The 21,746-nt window shown below is 45.5% G+C and carries 20 protein-coding genes; 10 read left to right on the forward strand and 10 right to left on the reverse strand.

Annotation, left to right across the window (positions count from 1 at the left end; genetic code table 11):
• The first annotated feature begins 413 nt into the window (after window positions 1–413).
• On the forward strand, window positions 414–1,001 hold the full coding sequence (gene mobA / locus ACXJGZ_RS03460; protein ID WP_456321457.1) for a molybdenum cofactor guanylyltransferase: 588 nt from the start codon (window positions 414–416) through the stop codon (window positions 999–1,001).
• Window positions 1,002–1,039: 38 nt separating this feature from the next.
• Here the strand turns inward: mobA and ACXJGZ_RS03465 are convergent, their stop codons facing one another.
• Window positions 1,040–1,561 (reverse strand): biotin transporter BioY, encoded by a 522-nt coding sequence (locus tag ACXJGZ_RS03465; RefSeq protein WP_456326716.1) that lies wholly within the window; start codon window positions 1,559–1,561, stop codon window positions 1,040–1,042.
• A 95-nt stretch (window positions 1,562–1,656) separates the two neighbouring features.
• On the opposite strand from ACXJGZ_RS03465, the gene ACXJGZ_RS03470 reads away from it, so the two are divergent.
• The 4 genes from ACXJGZ_RS03470 (at window position 1,657) to ACXJGZ_RS03485 (ending at window position 4,682) form a co-directional block, all read left to right on the forward strand.
• Window positions 1,657–2,391, forward strand: coding sequence for a biotin--[acetyl-CoA-carboxylase] ligase (locus tag ACXJGZ_RS03470; RefSeq protein ID WP_456321459.1), 735 nt, complete (start codon window positions 1,657–1,659; stop codon window positions 2,389–2,391).
• 118 nt (window positions 2,392–2,509) lie between these two features.
• A complete protein-coding gene (locus tag ACXJGZ_RS03475) occupies window positions 2,510–3,082 on the forward strand; it encodes a hypothetical protein (protein WP_456321460.1) in 573 nt (190 codons plus the stop codon).
• Between the two features lie 53 nt (window positions 3,083–3,135).
• Complete coding sequence (locus ACXJGZ_RS03480) at window positions 3,136–3,930, forward strand: energy-coupling factor ABC transporter ATP-binding protein (protein WP_293252512.1); 795 nt, start codon at window positions 3,136–3,138, stop codon at window positions 3,928–3,930.
• Window positions 3,927–4,682 carry an energy-coupling factor transporter transmembrane component T family protein gene (locus tag ACXJGZ_RS03485; RefSeq protein ID WP_456326715.1) on the forward strand — a complete coding sequence of 252 codons (756 nt, stop codon included), beginning with the start codon at window positions 3,927–3,929 and terminating at the stop codon, window positions 4,680–4,682. Before ACXJGZ_RS03480 ends, ACXJGZ_RS03485 begins: the two co-directional genes overlap by 4 nt.
• 44 nt (window positions 4,683–4,726) lie before the next feature.
• On the opposite strand, the gene ACXJGZ_RS03490 is transcribed toward ACXJGZ_RS03485, so the two are convergent.
• Both ACXJGZ_RS03490 and ACXJGZ_RS03495 read right to left on the reverse strand, forming a co-directional pair.
• A complete protein-coding gene (locus tag ACXJGZ_RS03490; RefSeq protein ID WP_456321463.1) occupies window positions 4,727–5,371 on the reverse strand; it encodes a hypothetical protein in 645 nt (214 codons plus the stop codon).
• Between the two features lie 74 nt (window positions 5,372–5,445).
• Entirely contained in the window at window positions 5,446–5,796 is a 351-nt protein-coding gene (locus ACXJGZ_RS03495) for a hypothetical protein (protein WP_293252503.1), read from the reverse strand.
• Window positions 5,797–5,971: 175 nt separating this feature from the next.
• Between ACXJGZ_RS03495 and ACXJGZ_RS03500 the strand changes: the two genes are divergently transcribed.
• Window positions 5,972–7,042: a thiamine ABC transporter substrate-binding protein gene (locus tag ACXJGZ_RS03500; protein ID WP_293252500.1), complete on the forward strand. Its 1,071-nt coding sequence runs from the start codon at window positions 5,972–5,974 to the stop codon at window positions 7,040–7,042.
• Here the strand turns inward: ACXJGZ_RS03500 and ACXJGZ_RS03505 are convergent.
• From ACXJGZ_RS03505 to ACXJGZ_RS03520, 4 genes are all read right to left on the reverse strand, one after another.
• Window positions 7,039–7,518, reverse strand: coding sequence for an Lrp/AsnC family transcriptional regulator (locus ACXJGZ_RS03505; RefSeq protein WP_456321464.1), 480 nt, complete (start codon window positions 7,516–7,518; stop codon window positions 7,039–7,041). The genes ACXJGZ_RS03500 and ACXJGZ_RS03505 overlap by 4 nt on opposite strands.
• A 167-nt stretch (window positions 7,519–7,685) precedes the next feature.
• Complete coding sequence (gene upp, locus ACXJGZ_RS03510; RefSeq protein ID WP_293252517.1) at window positions 7,686–8,384, reverse strand: uracil phosphoribosyltransferase; 699 nt, start codon at window positions 8,382–8,384, stop codon at window positions 7,686–7,688.
• A gap of 5 nt (window positions 8,385–8,389) precedes the next feature.
• On the reverse strand, window positions 8,390–9,673 hold the full coding sequence (locus ACXJGZ_RS03515) for a uracil-xanthine permease family protein (RefSeq protein ID WP_456398310.1): 1,284 nt from the start codon (window positions 9,671–9,673) through the stop codon (window positions 8,390–8,392).
• A 72-nt stretch (window positions 9,674–9,745) separates the two neighbouring features.
• Complete coding sequence (locus tag ACXJGZ_RS03520) at window positions 9,746–10,120, reverse strand: cupin domain-containing protein (protein ID WP_456320777.1); 375 nt, start codon at window positions 10,118–10,120, stop codon at window positions 9,746–9,748.
• 100 nt (window positions 10,121–10,220) lie between these two features.
• On the opposite strand from ACXJGZ_RS03520, the gene ACXJGZ_RS03525 reads away from it, so the two are divergent.
• On the forward strand, window positions 10,221–11,909 hold the full coding sequence (locus ACXJGZ_RS03525; RefSeq protein ID WP_456398311.1) for a metallophosphoesterase family protein: 1,689 nt from the start codon (window positions 10,221–10,223) through the stop codon (window positions 11,907–11,909).
• A gap of 212 nt (window positions 11,910–12,121) precedes the next feature.
• Here the strand turns inward: ACXJGZ_RS03525 and ACXJGZ_RS03530 are convergent, their stop codons facing one another.
• Window positions 12,122–12,961: a universal stress protein gene (locus ACXJGZ_RS03530; RefSeq protein ID WP_456320779.1), complete on the reverse strand. Its 840-nt coding sequence runs from the start codon at window positions 12,959–12,961 to the stop codon at window positions 12,122–12,124.
• 123 nt (window positions 12,962–13,084) lie between these two features.
• Between ACXJGZ_RS03530 and ACXJGZ_RS03535 the strand changes: the two genes are divergently transcribed.
• The 3 genes from ACXJGZ_RS03535 to ACXJGZ_RS03545 are packed head-to-tail and all read left to right on the forward strand — an operon-like array spanning window position 13,085 to window position 16,816.
• On the forward strand, window positions 13,085–13,777 hold the full coding sequence (locus ACXJGZ_RS03535; protein WP_456320780.1) for an ABC transporter ATP-binding protein: 693 nt from the start codon (window positions 13,085–13,087) through the stop codon (window positions 13,775–13,777).
• The gene (locus ACXJGZ_RS03540) at window positions 13,774–15,600 is read left to right on the forward strand and encodes a COG1361 S-layer family protein (RefSeq protein ID WP_456398312.1); all 1,827 of its coding nucleotides are present in this window, start codon (window positions 13,774–13,776) and stop codon (window positions 15,598–15,600) included. The genes ACXJGZ_RS03535 and ACXJGZ_RS03540 overlap by 4 nt, the downstream gene beginning before the upstream one ends.
• The gene (locus tag ACXJGZ_RS03545) at window positions 15,593–16,816 is read left to right on the forward strand and encodes an ABC transporter permease (RefSeq protein ID WP_456398313.1); all 1,224 of its coding nucleotides are present in this window, start codon (window positions 15,593–15,595) and stop codon (window positions 16,814–16,816) included. Before ACXJGZ_RS03540 ends, ACXJGZ_RS03545 begins: the two co-directional genes overlap by 8 nt.
• 289 nt (window positions 16,817–17,105) lie before the next feature.
• On the opposite strand, the gene ACXJGZ_RS03550 is transcribed toward ACXJGZ_RS03545, so the two are convergent.
• Window positions 17,106–18,221: a hypothetical protein gene (locus ACXJGZ_RS03550; protein ID WP_456320783.1), complete on the reverse strand. Its 1,116-nt coding sequence runs from the start codon at window positions 18,219–18,221 to the stop codon at window positions 17,106–17,108.
• Window positions 18,222–18,492: 271 nt separating this feature from the next.
• Window positions 18,493–21,693: an isoleucine--tRNA ligase gene (gene ileS / locus ACXJGZ_RS03555; protein ID WP_456398314.1), complete on the reverse strand. Its 3,201-nt coding sequence runs from the start codon at window positions 21,691–21,693 to the stop codon at window positions 18,493–18,495.
• Window positions 21,694–21,746 lie beyond the last annotated feature (53 nt).

Here is a 21,746-nt window from a genome sequence, read left to right on the forward strand (position 1 = left end):
CGGGTGGATGGAGAGGTGGCTGAGGTAGCCATTTCTAATTCTTAGACTTTTTTTAATCCGCCTGAACCAAAAGCAACGAACTTTTTTATATTTCCATGTGTCTATTATCTGCAAAATCTAATCAGCCTCAATCAGCCGCTTTCAGAGCCCGCTTTTTTTCATCCCTTTTAGATATGGTCTTCCATACAGGGAAGTATTGCATAAATCTTTCCTTCTATGAAGGGCAATATTCATAAGTTTCCGGTATCCATTTGAGTCTCAGATGAACAGGATGACCGTGAAAATGAGCAGGCTTTTCCTTGCTCGGCTTTTTGGGTTCATACCTCTAGACGAGCGGAGGGGCCAGCCCAAGGGCACATCAAGATGGCAAAACATTTGAAAAGCTTTTTAAGCCTCCTGACATATGTTGTTCCATGTTCGCGTTTATCTTGGCATTTCCGGGGAGACGATGGGAGAACTACCTTTTACCGGTGAATGGAGAGCCCATGGTGCGAATGGTTGAAAAAAGACTCCTAATGGCAAAACGTATAGAGGAAGTGTATACCATCATAAGAAAGGGGGAGCTCAAAAAGTATTCGTTTCATGTATCAAATCCCGTTGAGGTTAAAGCAAAAAATAAAATTGAGGCACTTTATAAAGTTCTCCCAAGCTCTGGTGAGGTCTTTTTGGTTGAAGGAAATATGCCGCTTCTGATGCCATTTTTAATCAATTATCTGTCAACGCTCTTCTACGAAGGTGATTTTGAGGCATTGATACCCTCTTGGAGCGATGGGACTCTCGAAGTAACCCACGCCTTTTATGAGGCTAAAGCCTTAAAGAAAGCACTGGAAACCTGTTTGGCCGAGAATGAGAAAAAACTCAGCTGCATAGCAAATCACCTTGATTATGAAAGTGTTAGAGTGGAAGAGCTTTCAAAAAGAAACCCAAAGGTAACTTTGAGCTTCTTTAAAGTTAGAAACTCATTTGACCGGAAGTTTGCGGAGGAAAGTATGAGAAATTAATGCTCTAATAGCTTGTTTTAACTCTCCATATGGATGCTTTAAACAGAAAACCTCACAGCCTTTCTGACCCCATCAGCTATTAAAACCGCCACCACTCCCTTTAAACTATCCACGAGTATAAAAGGAGCAATTCCGAGAATAAAAGCCTTTTCAAAGTCTCTTCCAAGGAAAAAGCCCAGTCTGAGCCACCCAAGAAGGTATATTATCAGCACGCCGGATAGGGATGCGATGGCATAGCCGTAAATACTTTCTTTTCTCATAGCAATAAAGCCCGTCATGAGTGCGGCTAAGGGAAAAGCGATTATATAACCGCCCGTTGGTCCGTAGATTATGGGAAGTCCCCCCTTAAACCCTGCAAACACGGGAAGTCCAAGGGCTCCCATGAGGACATAGATCGCTTGGCTCATAAAGCCCAGACGTGCCCCCAAAATTAAGCCGCTCAAAAGTACAAAGAGAACCTGAAGTGTTATGGGAACCTCTCCAAGGGGTATGCTTATCTGGGCTCCTATGGCGGTTAAAGCGGCAAACAGTGCTGTGAGAGTTATCTCTCGAGCCTTCATTTTAGCACCTCCCATTTTACAATATGGTTAACCTTAAAAAATTTTCGGTTAACGAAAAGCTTTAACCCTAAACTCTCCAAGAATTTGTGATAACAATGAAACCCCTTAAGAACAGCAGGATAAAAAGAGCACTATTAAAGGCACTCCGTGAAAAAGAGGTTGTTTCAGGGGATGAGATAGCCCTGAAGCTTGGCATATCAAGAGTTGCCGTATGGAAGCATGTGAAGGAGCTCAACGAACTTGGTTATGAGATAGAGTCAACTCCAAAGGGTTACAAGCTTTTGAAGAATGCTGAAAAGCCATATCCCTGGGAGCTCGATTTTAGGGCTTACTATTTCGTGAATGTTGACTCCACCATGAACATTGCCAAAGAGCTTGGCGAAAAAGGAGAGGAATGGATATTTATAATCGCCGAGAGGCAGGATAAAGGTCGCGGAAGGGTTGGAAGGAGGTGGGAATCCCAGAAGGGTGGTCTGTACTTTTCCCTCCTTCTTAAACCAAAAATCCGCCTTGGAGAGGTTCCCAAACTTCTGGAGCCCGTATCCCGGGCAATTGTTAAGACACTTCTAAAATATGGGCTAAATCCGAAGACAGCACCCAATGGGGACATTTTTATAGGTGAGAACAAGATTGCGGGGATATTAGTGGAAGCCTTTGGAGAGCTTGATCTGGTAAATTTCGTTGTGATAGGGGTGGGGATAAACGCAAACAATGAGGTTCCTGAGGGTGCGACATCATTAAAGAAGGAACTCGGTAGAGAAATAAGCCTTTTGGATCTCACAAAAAGGATATTTTCAAATCTCAAAGAAGAATTGGGCGATTTTTCTTGATATTTGCATGGTAATCCCCTATTACATTTTCTTTCGAAAGCCTCGGGGCGGGGATGCGGTAAACAGCCCAACGGGCCCTAAACCATCGAAACCCTCGCAAAGGGGAGGAGGTCAGATAGTGAAGAACGCTACATGGCTGTACAGCACCTATGCGAGCCACGGCTACCTTATAAACGTGCCCTCCGGAGCGGAGGTCATAACAGTCCAAGGCAATGGAGCTACTCCGGACTATAACAGGCCAAGCACAATAGCATATGCCTTTGGAAAGGGAAGGGTTGTTGCGACGGGTCTCACCATAGAATACAGCGTTGCACGCAGGGGTCCTGAGTGGAAGGTATTTTTCAAAGCACTTCTCAAGGAGAATCTTGAGTTCAGCACTCCAAAACCCAAGCCAAAACCCTCAGGGATAAACTTCATAGCACTCAACTTCTTCTACTACAGGCAGTACAACAAGATGATGGAGAAATTCAATGGCTTGTACACGAACTCAACGGAGCTCGGGATAAGCAACGAGACACTGGCGGATGCAATGAATCATAAGCTGCTTGCGGAGGAGAGCTATGCACAGGCAGAAGAATATGGTCCCGTGATAGCAAATCTTCAAAGGATAGCTGTTTTTACCGCATTGAGGGATGCCTCCTTGCACATAAAGGAAGCCGTTAGGATACTTGAGGAAGGCATCACAACCTGAACCCTTCCTCTTTTACCATACTTTTTTAAAGCTTAAACTTGAGATTCAAAGCGATGATCGAGGTTAGAAATCTCTGGCACATCTACGATGGGAAGAAGGAGGCCTTAAAGGGGGTTAGTTTAACCATCGGAAACGAGATAGTCGCACTGGTAGGTCCCAATGGCTCAGGGAAGACCACGCTCGCGAAGCACCTAAACGGGCTCTTGAAGCCAACCAAGGGGGAGATTTTGGTTGACGGGCTTGACACGAGAGAGCACAGCGTTGCGGAGCTTTCGAAGGTTGTGGGTTATGTTTTCCAGAATCCCGAGAACATGTTCTTTGAGGAGAACGTTTTCAAAGAGGTTTCCTTCGGTCCAAAAAATCTTGGGTTGAGCGATGAGGAAGTTGAGGAGAGGGTTAGATGGGCTCTGAGAGAGGTAAACCTTGAGGGTTATGAGGATAGACATCCCTATTCATTGAGCGGCGGCGAGAAGCAGCGTTTGGCTATCGCGTGTATCCTCGCAATGAAGCCCAAGTATCTTGTTCTTGACGAGCCAACCACAGGACTCGACGAGAAGGGTGCTGAGAGTGTTAAAAAAATTGTCAGGAAGCTCCACAGGGATGGACATGGAATTCTCCTCATAACTCATAATATGGAACTCGTTCTGGAGCTCACAGATCGTGTGATACTCTTGTATAATGGTGAAAAAGCTTTTGACGGCGGCGTTAAGGACTTTTTTGAGCTCAATTTGAGGGATTACTCTTTGGATAAACCTGCTCTCCTAAAGATATCGTCATCCCTGGGTCTTGGCTTTTTCAGAGATCTGGAGAGTTTTCTTGATTCAGCGTTAAGGAGGGTATCACAATGATTTCAAGCTTCTACGTTGAGAGGGACTCATTCCTTCACAGCCTTGATCCAAGGGTCAAATTAGTGGCATCTTTTTTGGGGATAGTTGCGATGATCCTCTTCAACAGTCCCTATGCACTTCTCCCCCTGTTTCTGTTTATCCTCCTGTCCCTGAGGTTCCTTGGAAAAATAGGCTTTAGAGAGCAGTGGCAGGTTTTGAAGCCTTTGGTACCTCTCATGATAATAACCATGATTGTGTGGCCCTTTATTTTAAAACCTCCTCTCTTCGGACTGTTTTTTGGTTTTGGCTATGCCCTGAGGCTGGGAGCTCTAGGCTTGATAACATTTTCCCTGCTGCTCACAACAAAGCAGAGGGATCTTATACTGGGCTTTATAAAATTAAAAATGCCCTATGAGATCGGTCTCACCCTCACCATAGCCCTCCGTTATATACCCACGCTTTACACCCTCACCATGACGATAATGGATGCCCAGAAGTCGAGGGGGCTGGAACTTGAAAGGGGGAACTTTTTCACCCGTGTTAGAAAAACGATCCCGGTTCTTATTCCATTGATAATTTCCTCTATAAAGACGGCTCATGAATTAAGCATAGCCCTGGAGAGCAGGGCATTTGGCACGAAGAAGAAGAGGACTTTTCTCCATGACATTAAGATGGAGCTGAGGGATTACATCTCTTTGACTGTGATTCTGGGACTCTTCATAGCTGCTGCGGTTCTGAGATATAAATACGGCGTTGGGTATGTTAGAATCTAGTGAACTACCCCGCCCTTACGGACGGGGACTTCCCGCCTGATGAGTTAAAGGAGGAGTTTTGCCTTTGCATCTATTGGGATGCTGTGCTCTCCGATATTCTTGAGGAAGAGTGGTGGTGTCTTCAGGAGGCTCAGGTTTAAGCGATGATGTCCCCTATAGGAGGAGGTTCTCAAAACCATGAGGTACTCGAAAATTTCAGGTGTCAGGAAAAACCTTCGGAACTCGGCGTTTAAATTGAGTTCGTTGATCTCAAGCGTGTTATGGGAGACTATGGTGTAGAGTCCCTTTCTATCAACAAGACGCCTCAAATCAATCAGTTTTCCCTTCTCAAGTCCTTCAAGAATTCCGAAGTTTGATACAAATACGAAGGAATCGTCCTCCACAACTTCGAGGGCGCTTAAGAGCTCATCCAGGGTGTATATTTTTCCCAGGAGGACATCACCTTTGCCGCCGAATTTGTTCAAAAGCTGCATTGAAAAGCCGTTCGTGGGCTCAAGATAGTAAGCGGGCTTTTCGAGGGATAAGGCATTTGCTATGGAGGAATATTGGAGAATTGCCTGAGAAAAGAGGTCGGTGGTTATAACACCGGCAAGACTCCCGCTCTCCAGCTCCCCGACTAAGGGGGAGAGCTCTTCGACCAGCGCGATTTTAACTTCCTCTTTGGGAACTGGTTTGAAGAACATGTTCATCATTGGGAGTTATACCTCACCATATTTATATTTTGCGAAGAAAACGAGATGCCAATGGGAATCAGCCTAAAAGATCAAAGGAATGCCATCATGGAAATTCCGACTGCAACCGCCATAATGATTGCAATCACGATCGCTATAACTATTGCAAAGAGCCATGTTATTACCGCTTTCCCCCAGTCCGTATTGAAAACTGTTTTAATTATCCACAAAAATGCTATTAATCCGCCTATGAATGGTATCAATCTCCCGAGTATCGCGGCTAGTGCTGCTATAAAAGCCTTGCCAAAGGTTGCATCTTCAATCTTCGCAAATTTTGCTCCAAACCACAGGAACACCGCGTCCACAGCAATCATTATCAAAAACATAACCACCGCCATTGCCCCAAAAGCTCCGAACATTCCCATCGCTCCAGGCTTCCCCATGTGCCTAACTTCTTTATATCCCCATGCCCCTTTTTGGATGATTGTTGACTGGATAATGGTGTAATTTCAACCTCTCTACAGGATATCCGCTCGCCCCGACAGTGCCCACAAAGCTTTAAAAGAGGGCTTAAAATCTACTAATGAAAACTTAAAATTGGGTTATGGGGTGGTGGAGATGAGAAAATTGGCCCTCCTGCTGATGGTGATTCTTTTAACAGTGCCCGCTTTAGGCTGTGTGACTCAAAAAACAGGTTCCAACACGAAAGAAGAGCAAAAACTCGTCATATATGCCTATGACAGCTTTGAGAGCTGGGGACTTGCGAACGCAACAATTCCAAAGTTTGAAAAGGAATATGGTGTTAAGGTTGAGCTCGTGACCCTTGGGGATGCGGGTTCTGTGCTGAACCGTCTTATACTTGAAAAGGACAACCCAAGAGCGGATATCGTGATAGGGATAGATAACAACCTTCTCTACAAGGCAATTGAGGCGGACGTTCTGGAACCTTACAAACCGAAGAACATAGATGCTGTCCCTGAGGAGCTGATATTTGACCCTACATACCATGTGGTCCCCTTTGACTACGGTTTCGTGGCTATGGTCTACAAGAGGGATGAAGTAAAGAGCCCGCCTCAAAGTTTTGAGGATTTAACAAAGCCCGAATGGAAAAACAGCATAATCTTGGAGGATCCAAGGACAAGTTCAACAGGGGCGGCATTTCTCCTGTGGACAATAGCTGTCTATGGGGATGACGGTTATCTTTACTACTGGGAGAAGCTCAAACCCAACATATATCAAATCACCAAGGGATGGGATGCTGGATGGCAGATGTGGGATAATGGTGAGGCACCCCTCTTCCTTAGCTATGCAACAGACCCCGCTTATGACGCATATGCAAACAACAGGGAACCAGATGTTGGTGCCGTAATCTTTAAGGAGGGAGGTTACCCCCAGATAGAGGGCATAGGTATTGTAAAGGGTGCAAAGCATGAGGAGCTTGCGAAGAAGTTCATAGAGTTTGCCTTGAGTGAGGACTTCCAGAAGGAGATACCCCTTACAAACTGGATGTTTCCGGTCAACAAGAACGTCCAGCTCCCCGATGTTTTCAAATACGCCGTTAAGCCCCAGAAGATGGTAACGCTGGATCCAAAGGAGATAGAGAAGAACTACAGCAGATGGATAAATGAGTGGACCGCTTTGATTGTGGAGGGCAAGAGCCCGGAAGAAATAATTAAGAGCAGGGGCTAATACCTCCGGTATCTCCTTTCATTCTTTGGAACTTTTTTTGTTAATATCCCACTCTCTTTGAATTGATCCAGGAGAATGGAGACCTTATACCTCCTTAAATTTGCTTTCAATATCCTGTATGAAAGCTTTTTGAGGAACTCGTTGAGCTCCTCTCTGCTCTTGAAGTTAGCTCTTATAAATATCTGATACTCCCCTGTCTTTCTATAAACATCTAGAACATTCTCCATCATAGCTATTGAGAGGAGAATTTTGTCCAGATTTGCCTCACTCGTGATTTCAACCTCTATCAAAGCCTGAACAAATTCATCGAGGAATGTTGGCTCAAGAACCGCCGTGTATCCTTTAACCGCTCCTATGCTCATCAATTTTTCCAGTCTATTCTTAACGCTGGCGGGAGTCAAATTCACCTTTTTACCTAACTCCGTTAGAGTAATCCTGCCGTTTCTCCTCAGCTCCATGAGTATCCTTTGATCCACCTCGTCTACCCCGGGCATATCTCTCAAAATAAAATATTCTCCCAAATTAATAAATTCTTCGCATCACATTCCGCGTTCTGTTCCAGCATCAGCACCGAATAATTCTTGCATGCACAACAATTTCCCTGCCACGGATTCCGTAATTTTGGAGCAAAATAAAAGGAAAATCAATCAAGGGTGTGCATCTGGGGCAGCATTGAGACCTTTATTGGGGCGCCAAATGCCCTGTCTCCTGCATCTCCAAGCCCCGGAAGTATGTAACCCTTCTTGTTCAGCTCCCTATCGATCTTAGTGACGAATATTTCGACTTCAGGATGTTCCTTCTTTATTCTTTCTATGCCCTCAGGAGCAGCTAGAACTCCCAAAACTATAGTCCTCTTGGGTGTTCCATACTTCTTGACTTCCTCAAGCACTTTCACGAGAGTTGAACCTGTTGCAATCATTGGATCCGCGACTATTAACGTATCTTCGGGGGTTATCTGCGGAACCTTCACATACTTCATTTCAATCTCAAATTTTGGTGCCTTTCCCCTCGATGCCGAGATAATGCCCACCCTTGCACTCTCAAAGACCTTTATCAATCCTTCCATAAGGGGAATTGCAGCTCTGAGAACGGTTATTATTACCACATTCCTTCTATCCTTTGCAACAACTCCTTCCGTCTCTTCTAGTGGTGTCTCAACTTTTATCTTCTCAAATTCCATTGTCTTTGTGAGTTCGTACCCCATGTACCTTCCAAGCTTTACAAGTCCTTTTCTAAAGGATATACTGTCCGTTTCTTTATCTCTGAGCTCTGTGAGTACCTCCATTATGAAGGGCGAATCCTCAAAGGAGTAAACTCCATTCCATCTCTCATCCTTCATCATATCCATCACCTCAAGATTTGGTCTAATATCACAGCGGTCAGAGCTCCAACAGCCATGCCCGATTCCAGTATGCTCCCTATGATTTTAGGGAAGTGAACCAGAAATTCGGGTGGCAATTGAGGAGCTCCCAGCCCCAGTATTAGGGCACTCGCTATTATCAATGTGTTTCTGTCATTCAGCTCAACCTTGTCCTTTATTAGCCTTAAGCCCGTTACACTTATCATTCCATAGAGGGCTGTCGTTAATCCGCCGAGCACGGGAGCGGGTATTGAAGCTAAAATTCCCGAAAATTTTGGGATCAGAGACATTAGAATAAGGATTACCCCTCCAATCTGCACAACCTGCCTGCTAGCCACTTTTGTGAGTGCAACGAGTCCTATGTTTTCCGAATAGCTCGTGGTTCCGCATGCTCCTAAAGCCCCAGCCACCATGCATGAAATGCCTTCACTCATTATACCCCTGTTTATGTTCGTGTTCTCTATGGGTGCTTCTGCTATTGCTGATATCGCATGATAATCCCCAACGCTCTCTATTATGCTTACCATAAAGGCGAAGAGGAGCGTTATTACCGCAGTTGCTTCAAAGGTTGGGGTTCCCCATGGAAGGGGTTTTGGAATGCTGAAGAGCGGGAGCTCCTTTATGAGACTTAAATCTGCCATTCCGAGTGCCAGGCTGACAATATACCCTACAAATGCCCCTATAACAACGGGCATTGCTCTTAAGCTCCCCCTACCCCTAAGAGCTATGTATATTGTGGTTGCAAAGGTTATCAGGGCTATCAGCGTTGCTTTTGGAATGCTCGCCCCGCTCGGGTCGGCATAGAAGTTGAAGGTGTACTTTACTGCAACATTGGCCAGGCTGAATCCTATGAGCATTATGGTGACTCCCGTAACCACGGGAGAAAAGAGCTTCTTAACTTTCCCAATTATCCTAAATCCACCAACTAACGCCTCCAATAGCCCCCCAACTATGAGGGCGCCTTCGACTGCTGCCAACCCAAGCTTTCCCCCTATACTTATTAAACCGGGTATGAAGGCGAAGCTCGAGCCCTGCACTATTGGGTAGCGTGAGCCCAGTGTGGTTTGGAGGAGCGTTGCGATGCCCATGGCTAAAAGCACCACTTGTATTAAAAGCGCTATTTCATGCATCTGGAGTCCTATTGCGGTTCCTACGACGAGAGGCACTGTCACCGTTGCTCCAAACATTGCAAGAACGTGCTGAAGTCCTAAAAGAACAGCTTTTTTAATTTCAACCTTCTCTTCGATTCCAACTCTCATTCCATTGCTCATTAAAGCCCGCTCAAGCTGTGTGGACTTTGGTTTAAAAAGTTTATGGAAAAGGCGGGAACTAACATAAAAATGTCAATCAACCCACTCACTTTCGGGAATAGCTTCCTTTTTCGCAGGTATTATGCAGAGGAACTCAAAGGTCTCGGAGTCCTCGTTTATGTATCCATGGGGCTCATTCGGCGGGACGTAGAAAAAGCTACCAGGGACTGCTTTTATGAGATTCTTTCCATCCGTTGTGAGGTATCCCTCCCCTTTGATGACAAAGATTTCATGCTCCCAGTCATGCTGGTGGATTGGTATTGTGCCGCCTTTCTTAATTACGAAATAGCGCATTGCAAAGTTCTTTGCACCGACTTTGGGGCTCACGAGCCATCTAATCGTCGTGTTCTTCACTCCCTCGAGTGTGACCTCTTTTTCCTCAACATCCATATAATGGTTTGCGTACATTTTATCACCGTAGAAACTTGGGGTGAAAAATTTTTAAACTTATGGTTTTTAGCCCAAAAGTTCTTTAAGGAGGGCTTCGATTATTTTTCAGGTGAACCCAATGAAGAAAGCTGCTGTGCTTCTTTTAATAGCTCTCGTTTTAATTTCTGCGGGATGTGTGAGTCAAGCTCCTACGCAAACATCAACCACTAAAGAGACCACGGTGGGCACAACTACTACCATGTCCAACACAACAACCACCACTTCAACAACGAGCACCACAACACCAATGCCCACAAAGACGTATGCCCCAATTGACTTTGGAAAGCCCAAGAGCGGTGAGATACTCGGAAACTGGTATGATCTGTTTGACACTAGCACGATTTACGTGAGTCAGGATTTAATGGAGCTGGCAGAGCATTACTTCCCAAATGCCAGCATACGGCCATCCTATGAGTTCCAGAACGGTGTTGCAATTCTTGATCCGAAAGATGCAAGGGCCCTTTTAAAGGGAAAGCCCATGCTGGTAACGGTTAGCTCCTACTTTGGTTATGTCTCCTATAGGGTCGGCTACAAGTATGCCGGGGAAGAGATCGGCATGATGATAGCCTATAAAGAAGATGGCAAGGATAGACTCATATTTACAGGAAATGGGAAATCGGGGATAGGAGCGGCTCTGGAGTATGCGATGGAGATAAAAGGGGAGAGAAAAGTTAATCCAATGCTCGTCGTCAAGAAAAAGGACTTCAGAGGCATGATGCTCAAAGTGATAGGCGATAATGACTGGGATGGTGTTAAAGATGACGGTGAGTTCTGGGTTTTGAAGGAATTTGCCTATGAGGAGCCCTTCATATTTAACTGGCGTGTTGTAAATGGGGAGAATGTTACGGTAGATGGGGGCTTTATAAGAGCCGTTAACGGTTCTACTATTTATATCCATGCACTGAGCTTTGATGTGCAGGTTAATATTAAAACGCCGAGGGACGTGACCCTAACGTATGTGATTGAGAATACAAACCCCTCCATAATGGAGCTCCCCCAAGGGTCAGAAGTTGGGGATACATGGATCAAGTTTACGACGAACGAGGAACACTTTGAAGTTAAAGCTAAAGAACTGAATAGTTATAAAATCCTTGTTTTTGGAGACCATCGCCCCGGAAGCGGGACAAAACCACCCGAAGTTTTCCTCCACATCATTGATAAGGTGAATGAGGATGAGGGAGTTTTCATCATAGATGGAGGGGATCTCGTCTATTCAGGAAGGATGAATGAATGGAGCGAGCTCATGAAGGTCTGGCACTTCAACAAGCCCGTATTTCTGGCATCCGGCAATCATGAATACCAAGGGGAGGGCAAGAGCATCTATAAAAAGCTCTTCGGACCAACGGATTATTCCTTTTCGCTGGGCAACTACTACTATATATTCATGGATAACACGGAAAGAGGATATACACTTTCAAGCGCTCAATGGGCATGGCTGGAGAAGGAACTTGAAAAGGCTAAAAACGAGGGTAAAAAGCCCATACTCATAATGCATACTCCTCCCTTCGATCCCAGACCTGGAGGGGATCATTCAATGAAGGGGGGAAGTGGAGATAAGCTCCTCGCCCTGATGAAAGACTATGGTGCCTTTGGTATCTTCAGCCACATCCATATGTACTGGTACGGGGAAAGGGATGGAGTTAAGGTTCTCATCACGGGAGGGGGAGGAGCTCCCCTCTATGTGCCTGAGGATCAGGGTGGCTACTATCACTACGTTAGAATGGACATGAACACCGAGATAGGCGTTGAGCCAGTGAAGGTTGATTGATCTCCTTCCTATACTTTTTTGTGAGACTTTTTTGGACATACTGTCAGGATAACTGTGACACCACCTCCTGAAGCCATTTAGTCACATCACCAGGCGGCCCACCGAACCGAGAATGAGAAAGCTTAAAAGTAAAGGTACCTAGATTCGATTGACCTGTGATGACTTTGCAGGGTAGCTACTGAAATTGATGAGGATGTCGCTCCAGTCTGAGGTCATTCGCATGGCACAAGCAAAACCGGGCTTTTTGAATCCCTAACCACTCTTTCTGCAGTGCTTCCAAGGAGGAGATCCTTTAAAATACTCCTTCCCTTTTTACCTATGACTATAAGTGTTGCTTTTTTGGCTATGCTCATCCCTATTATATCCTGGGAGGCTACTCCAAAGCCCACCTGCTTTTCCACAGGGAACTTCACAATTTTGGCATATTTCTCAAGCTGCTCCTTTGCCCTTTGGGTGTTCTTTTCAAGCTCCTCGGGCCTTCCATAGTCCACTACGTGAAGCAAAATACCTTCCTTAACATGCTCTTCAAACTTTTTAACGGCAACCATGACCTTTATGGAGCATTTTGAAAAGTCAAGCGCTATAAGGGGTTTTTCGAAGATCTTCGAGCATTCGCACATGCATTTTATGCCTTCCTCTTCCTTCCACTCATATCTCACGAGGAGGACTGGTTTCTTCGTGGTTCTCACAAGGTTTGATGCAGTGCTTCCCAGAAGCATCTGCCTCAGGATGTTCTCTCCCTTCGAGGGGCTAACAACCAGATCCACATCCTTCTCCCTTGCAATCTCGGCTATTTCAATGGAGGGTATTCCAAGTTTGGTCGTGGTTTCGACGTCTATACCCTTCTCCCTGAGCTCTTGAGCAAGCTTTTCGAGCTGCTCCTCATCTATTTTGACGAGCTCGAGGGCTTCAATATCCGTAGCTGTTATATCAACGATATGGACTAAGTAGAGCTTCTTGGCACCTATTTTGAAGAGCAGGGGTATGCAGTTCTTCAATGCATGCAGGGAGACCTCGGAAAAATCTGTCGGAAACAAAATTTTCTCAAACATTCTTCCACCTCAATATAAACTACACACTTTGCCTATTTAATGCTTTCACAGAGCCACAATTATCCTGATAGTATCCACAGGGAAGAAGTAAAGTTTAAGGGATTTTAAAGCATATCCACTATCATGGAGCAAAGGATTGTTCTTAAAACTAAGGGTCTCGTGAAAAACTACTATATCGGGAGAAGCATAGTTGTGCCTGCCCTCAGGGGAGTGGATTTGAAGATTTACGAGGGAGAATTCATTGCCATAGTAGGGCCCAGCGGCAGTGGCAAGACCACACTCTTAAACATGCTCGGACTCCTAGATAGGCCAACTGCCGGGCAAATATACGTGGATGGCATGGAGGTGAGCAGCTTAAACGATAATCAACTTTCGGAGATACGACTTAGGAAGATAGGCTTCATATTCCAGTACTACAATTTAATGCCCATCCTCACGGCACTTGAAAATGTGGAGATGCCAATGGTGCTGGCGGGACTCCCCAAGAAGGAGAGGATTAAGAGGGCTAAAGAGCTTTTGAAGGCAGTTGGACTTGAGAGGTTCATAAGACACAAACCAAACGAGATGAGCGGCGGTCAGCAGCAGCGCGTGGCGATAGCGAGAGCATTGGCAAACAACCCTAGCATAGTGCTTGCGGATGAGCCGACCGGAAATCTCGATACCAAAACTTCGGAGGAGATAATAAAGCTCCTGGGAAGGATAAACAGGGAAAAAGGCACAACTCTCGTTGTAGTTACACACGACCCTGATATAGCGGAAAAAGCCCATAGAATTCTTCAAATAAGGGATGGGATTTTGAAAGAGGTGGTAGCATGAAGAAATCTGAGTCTGTATTTTTTCTTTCCCTGCTCCTTGTGTTGAGCTGGGTGCCATCATCGCTTGCGGATGAATATATGACCTCATTTCAGGGATATCTTGGAGTTGGTGATAATTTAACGTTTGGAAACTACACTCTCACTGTTGTTGATGTTCTGAATGCAAACACACCGAGCGAGAGAATTCTCTTTAAAATCAGGGATAATTCAGCTTTCGAGGAGAAGGAGTTCGCTCTAAAGGAGGGGGAGAGCTATGACTATAAGGATGTGAGGGTTGAGCTGATTTATACAACCATCGAAACGGTTCCCAGAGCGGTGATAAGGATTTACTCGAAGCCAGTCACCGTTTATTATGGAAAGGCCTATGAGAGGAATGTTTTTAGGTATGGACCTATCTCCTTCACCATCGTTGAGGTAGGAAATGAAAGCATCTTGGCGAGGTATCTAAAGGGCGATGAAATTGACTACCGTCGCTTTGAAGTGGGAAACTACTTCTGGCATGAGCTGCAGATAGGTGTTGAGAACATTTCAAAGGGAAGCGTCACAATAAAGATAAACGCGCCCAAATATGTTCGCTTCGCCATTGTGAGAGGGGCGGAGATAAGCATAGAAAACATAAACTTTGGTGAAGTTGAAATCGGATCCCCCTTCACGCTCAATCTCACCCTGAAGAACATAGGGGACAAAGAGGCGAGATTCATAAGCGTTTACCTCTATTCGAAGGAGATTATAAATGTCGAGACAAAGGAGGAGAAAACCCTTCTACCAACGGTCTCACTGCCACAATTCAGCTCATCACTTCCCTTTGCCGCCTATAAAGGAAGCCCCATAAAATACATCGAAACTCTGGTGCCCGGAAAGACTGCGAAGCTCAGCTTCAGCTTGATCTCATCGAAGAACCTCAAGGAAGATGTATATCCTCTCTATATCCGTGTTGACTATAAGGATGAGGAGGGCGCGGAAAAGAGCAAGGAGATTCAGGTGGGAGTCCCCGTGGTTGATAAGATAAGGCCAAAGATAATCATCGAGGAGTTTGATGTCATTCCGAGCACGGTCTCTCCGGATTCGAATTTTACAATTAGAATAAAGTTCAAAAATGTTGGTAATTCAATGGCAAAGCATGTGAAGCTCGACCTTCTCATAGAGAAGCCTAAGGAGGAACAGACCTCAGGATTCACGCCCTATGGACAGCCTGCGGTACCCGAAACCCCGAAGATATATCCCATAGGAAAGCAGAGCTCCCTCTATTTTAACGAGATCAATACGACCGCCAAAGGAGAGCTCTACTTCAGAATAGAGGATGTTCCAAGGGGCATCTACCCCCTATATGCCGTCCTGAACTATGAGGATGAAAACGGAATTAAATACACGGAGAAAGCCACCTTTGGAATTGAAGTTGCGGCTTACCCAATTTTGACAACGTACATAGGGAATGTGTGGGTCAGCGGTGGAAAATATAATTTTGAGGTCTATGTTGTGAACGATGGCAAGGATGCTGCCAGAAGCGTTGTTCTTGAGGTTACCTCAAAGGATTTGGAGCTCTTTCCCGTGGGGCAGCGCTACGTAGGTAGCATAGGGGGAAGGGACTATGATAGTGTTACATACCAGATTTTAAACCACACACTAGCTAAAGGAGAGTACAAAGTGCATGCGAAGATATACTACAAAGATGAGAGTGGAGAGGAAAAGGTTGTGGAGAAGGATTTGACCATCAGAATTCCGGAAAAGCTGGTACAGGAAAGAAAGATGCCTCTCTGGGAATATGCCATTGGAGGAGCTCTAATCTTGGTTTTAATTCTTCTGTGGAGGAGAAAAAGTGATTGATGAGCTGCTTAAAATAGCTGTGAGGAATTTGACCAGAAGGAAGGTTCGAACTTTTTTCACCATGCTAGGCATCATCATAGCTGTGGGTTCAATAACAGCACTCGTTTCAATAACGGAAGGCTCAAACGAGGCGGTCCAGGGTGAGCTCGAGAGGACGAGCAATGTGTTAATGGTAATTCCGGGTGCCAGTCTCTCCATAGTTAAAGTCGCCACGAGCTCGATGGATGAGAGCATCGTGCACAGGATAGAGAAAATAAATCACGTTAAAGCAGTTAATCCGATCCTCTACAAGATATCAAGCTTCCACTATGATGGATATATTGTTGAGACGTCAATAATGGGAATAGATCCCAAGAGAGCTCAAAAATATTACGAGCTTGTAGGCTTCTCCATGGAAAGGGGAGCATTCCTGAGGAAAGGAGACCGTTATAAGGCGGCTTTGGGATATTTGGTTGCCCATGGGAAGTTCGCAGGGGCAAACGGGGAACCTGTGAACTGGGACATAAGGCCGGGAGAGAAGATCTACATCTACAATGATAAGGGTAATTCCTGGGAATTCAAGGTTGTGGGGAATTTTAAGGAGAGCGGGCAGTCATTTTTAGCAGGTTTCATAGATATGATGGTTGCGATACCTCTAGATACTGCTCAGGAGATTTTCAATGATGAGGGGAAGGTTAGCATGGTCGAGGTCTATGTGGATGACATATACTTCGTTGATCAGGTTAAGGAGGAAATTGAGAAGAGGATAGGTGGGGTAACCGTGATTTCAGCAAAGCAGAGCGTCGAAATGGTTCTCTATGTACAGAAGATAATGCACAACCTTCTAATCGGTATAGGCAGCATAGCACTCTTTGTGGGTGCCCTTGGGGTCATGAACACACTTCTAACATCGGTCATGGAGAGAACGAGGGAGATAGGCACTTATAGAGCGATAGGGGCAAAGAAAAGTTTCATACTCAAGATGATCCTCATAGAGGGCTTAATTCTGACGAGTATAGGAGGAGCCCTTGGATTTGCCTTTGGGATAGGGGCGGCAAATTTTGTCGTCTGGGTCTTCAAGCAGAGAGGGCAGATACTTCCCTCGCCCATAATTGATTTGAATGTTATCCTCTTTGCCATAGCGATTACATTTGGAATAGGTTTGCTCTCGAGCATTTATCCGGCGAAAAAAGCCGCGGATCTAAGCCCCGTGGAGGCTTTGAGGTACATAGAATAACTTTCCGGCTAAAGCTCGTGAACAAGAAGGGCTTTTCGGTGGAAACAGGAAAGTTATCGAGGAGCTCTACCAAGCACTTATTCTCTGCCAACTATCGTTGTTTTTTGAACTTCACTGTGGCCACCTGAAGGAGAGGAGACATGATGAGGGCTCATAGCTTCAACGGCCATAGCGCACAACGCGGTGCTCTTAACCTGCTGCTTGCTTGTGTGTGAAAGATCAACCAAGCACGATGTACAATATGAGAACCATAGTATCAATTAAAAATGGTAAAAATTTGAAAAAAGTGTTAATTCACTTTAAAATACAGGACGGGAACCGTGGCCATATCCGTGCTCTCTGCTCTCCAGACATGATGAGTTGTTTGCACATCTGAGTCAAGAGAGAGGTCAAAATCAAACGCTTTGAGGCTATCATACTCAAATCCAACGTCAATAAAAAGTCCAATTAACGAGGCTTTTTGAGCTGCGGCTGCGCTTATTTTTCCCATCATCTCCAAGTAATCGATGAACTTTAAGACATCCACTGCAAAGTCATTTGTAGTTAGATTTGATATATGGAATGCGTAATACCCCTTATTTCCAGTAGATGGGTGAACTCCTTCATCTATCCAGCTGTCGACTGGTGGAGTTTGAGCGTTTGAGGGTTTTGATGTTCCGCCGGTTATTGTACTAGGATAAAAATCCTTTACGTAGACATACTCCTCATACCACATCCAGCCGTTGCTGTAAACACGCCATTTCTCGTAGCGGTATTTAACGTTCATCCAGATATAATATGGGCTACCCTTGGGGAAGTTGGCGTAATGAGAACCCCTCTTATTCTTTTGGACTATATTGTATGACGCTAATCTCGTCCAGTCACTGTCCACAAAAGCATTAATGCTAAATCCAACTTTTTTATTGATTGAATAGGCATATGAAATATAGCCTTTTGTGGTGCTGTCGGGTGTTACTTGGGCTACTATAGTGGGTGCTGTCCAATCCTCAGAGTCCACCAGCGTGCGGCTGTAATAGCCCAATGGCTGTACACCATCCGCTTGTGCAGATGCAGTTTTTACAGCGTTCTTTAACGTTTTGAACTTTAGAGTCACTGCTTTGGATTGAGGCATTTTGTCCCAGTTGAAGTTAACGCTCTCAACAGAGACTTTCCCATCTTTTGTGACTATTGTTAAGAGGATTAACGGCTGTGAAAGCCTTTTGTTCTTTATGTACTCATTCTGCCAGGCTTTTCTCAAGTCTCCAAGGCGTATTAAAATCCTGCCATTGCCTTTGATGTCATATTCGCCAATCTGCTTAAAGCCTTCTGGATACAGGGCTGAAACAAAAACGTGTGCCTCTCCTGCATTTTGAATGTTCACACTTGCCAGGTTCTTAAAATACGGCACTTGTACGTCATTTGCCATTACGAAAAAACCAAAAAAAAACTAAACCCATCAATAACGTTGCAATTATTCTCTTTTTCATAGCATCACCAATAACAACTTGACTGTATGAACATATTAAGTTTTCGATTCGTTCAAACATCTCATTAGAGAGATGTTTAATTTTTCGTTCATATACCGATGTTAGTCCTAAGGCGGCCACTCGCAATGAACACTTGGAAAAACTTAAAAACCTTTCACTCACAATAGGTAGCTTGAAAATTGAAATTTTAAGGGCTTAGAAGTGAGGGCATTAGCCCTCGATCTTCTCAACCCCAATCTTCGCATTGACCTCGGGCCACTCGACGACGTAGCCCTTTGCTTCTTCAAAGCGGACTTCGACGGCCCTTGTCTCTCCTTTTATGTAATCGAGCATCCCCTCCAGGAGCTCTCTGTTCTCTCCGCTCGTGTCTATGGTGACGATTATGCGGTCGTTGACGTCAAGATCGAGCCGTTTCCGCATTTCCTGTATTCTTCTCACGAACTCTCTTGCAACTCCTTCCATTATGAGGTCTCTCGTGAGCTCCCTGTTTATGAACACCTTCCCATGGTCGAACTCCTCTCCCACGAGGAAGTCCGGGAGCTCCTCTTCGACCAGTATGTGCTCCCTCTCGAGGGTGAATTCCTTTCCTTCTATCTCAACTTTCATCTTTTCTTTCATTAAGCTCTCGTAGAGCTCCTTTGGGTTTTGCTGGCTTATCCATCCAGCAACGAGCTTTGCATCCCCCTTAAAGTGGGGCCCCAGCTTGGCAAAGTTTGGTTTGACCACTATGCTGCGCTCCACCTTTGCAACTCTGACTTCTTTGGCATTCAGCTGGTCTTTAAGGAGGTAATTGAGTCTTTCAACGGCTCTCTTTGTTAATTCGTCATTGGTTTCCACGATTATCTCCCTAACGGGGTAGCGGAGCTTTATCCTTGCCTTCTGCCTGGCTGAGGATCCCGCTTCCACTATCCTCCTCACCACTGCCATCTCCTTCTCGAGCTCTTCATCCACCCATCTCTCATCCTTTTCTGGCCAGTCCTCCATGTGAACGCTTTCCCTCTCTTTGAAGGGTCTTATCATGTTCTGGTATATTTCTTCCACTATGTATGGTGTGAATGGTGCCATCAGCCGGAGCAGCACGTCGAAGACATGCCACAGAGTCCAGTAAGCTGCCAGTTTGTCCGGGTCGTCCCTCTCCACCCACATTCTCTTTCTTATGAGTCTAACGTACCAGCGGCTCAGGTCCTCGACCACGAAGTCGTATATCTCTCTCGTGGCTCTTATCAGGTAGAAGGTCTCGATGCCCGTGCTTACCTTCCCAACGAGGGAATTCACCCTCGAGAGTATCCATCTATCCTCCTCGCGAAGTGGAAGCTCTTCAACATTAACTTTGGTTGGGTCAAAGTTATCCAGGCTCATGTATGTTGAGCTTAGTATATACACATTCCAGAGTATGTTGAGCATTCTCTTAACCTGGTTCAGCCCTGTCCAGCTAAACCTCAAATCCTCCCATGGCACATTTGCCCATAGCATGTAGAATCTGAAGGAGTCGCGTCCCTCTTTTTGAACCACTTCTTCGGGTCTTATGATGTTTCCAAGGCTCTTGCTCATTTTGTCGCCCTTTTCATCGAGTACATAGCCGTGCATTGCAACGTTCTTATAGGGTACTGTGTCAAAGGCTATCACCGAGGCAGCCTGCTGGGAGTAGAACCATTTTGTAACCTGATCCTGTCCCTCCACTACAAAATCCGCGGGCCATAGCTTCTCAAAAAGCTCTTTATTTCTTGGATATCCAAGGGAAGCCCATGAGGCTATTCCCGAGTCGAACCATACGTCCACCACGTCCTTTACACGGCGCATTTCTTTGCCGTTGACTTTTATTATGAATGCATCCACGTAGGGTCTGTGGAGGTCTTCGGGGCCGAGCTTCTCTTCTATCACCTTGAGTTTTTCGTCATATCCCTCGGGTAGATCTATGCGCTCCCCTCCCACTTCAATAGCTGTTGTGAGCTCAACAAGCTCCTTGAAACTTCCTACGACATATATGTCTTTTCCGTCACTCCATATTGGAAGCGGAACGCCCCAGTATCTCTGTCTCGATATACACCAGTCTCCGGAGTTCATTACTCCATTATCGTAGCGCACTTTAACCCAATCCGGATACCATGTAACGTTTTTGTCATTCTCCTCTATTATCTTCTCCTTGACTTTGCTTATCTTTAGGAACCATTGATCCGTTGCCCTGAATATCAGAGGAGTCTTACAGCGCCAGCAGTGAGGATATTTGTGTTCAACTTCACCCGCTTTCACGAGAACACCCTTTTCCCTGAGGTATTCTATTATCTCAGGATCAGCATCCTTTACGAAGATGCCCTTCCATTTGCCCTCCGTGTAACGCCCTTCGTCATCAAGGGGCGAATAGGCGGGTAAGCCGTATTCCCTTCCTATTTCAAAGTCCTCCTCACCATGGCCCGGAGCCGTGTGCACGAGCCCCGTTCCCTCTCCAAGAGTAACGTGTTCTCCAAGAATCACGCGGTGAGCCCACTCATATCTCTCTCTAAACTCTCTCTGCCTCGGGTACTCATCCAAGAAGGGATGGACGTATCTTATTCCCTCGAGCTCCTTGCCCTTGAATTCCTCAACGACCTCACCTTCAGCTCCTGCTTCGTCTAGGACCTTCTCCACGAGAGCCTTTGCAACTATCCAGTACTCCTCTCCAACTTTAACCTTTGCATAGTCGTATTCTTCATTAACGGCAACCGCCAGGTTGGCGGGGAGCGTCCATGGTGTGGTCGTCCAGATGAGGAGGTACTCATTTTCCTTCCCTTCGACTTTAAACTTGACATAGATGCTCGGGTCTTTCCTTATTTTGTACTCTCCCCTAACCTCATGCTCTGCAAGTGCGGTTTCACACCTCGGGCACCAGTGGAGAACTCTCTGGTCTTTCTCAAGGAGCCCCTTCTCCCAGGCTCTCCTTAAAGTCCACCAAGCCGCCTCTATGTATTCATTCTTTATGGTCATGTACGGATCATCCCAGTCCATCCAGACGCCGAGCATCCTGAACTGTTCCGTCATAACTTTGAGGTTTTTTAAGGCGAACTCCTTGCACTTCTTTATGAAGCTGTCAACGCCTACGGTCTCCTCTATATCCTTCTTTATCTTTAAGCCAAGGGCCTGTTCGACCTTAACCTCTATCGGGAGACCGTGCATGTCAAAACCGGGCTGTCTCCTAACGTTATAACCCTGCATTGTTCTAAAACGGATGACCATGTCCTTGATTATCTTATTCCAAGCTGTTCCGAGGTGTATGGCGCCGCTGACGTAGGGCGGGCCGTCCAAAAAGTAATAAGCCTTTGAATTCTTCCTCAGCTCTTTTACCTTCCTCTGGGCGTCGTTTTCCTTCCAAAACTTTTCTATTTTCTCCTCTAGCACTTGAGGATTATACTCCTTCATCTCTGGTTCCTTTATCATATCAAAACCCCCTGAAAACTATAAAGTAACCTAACCAAATCATTAGAAGAGCC

This window comes from Palaeococcus sp. (in: euryarchaeotes) (genome assembly GCF_053987695.1).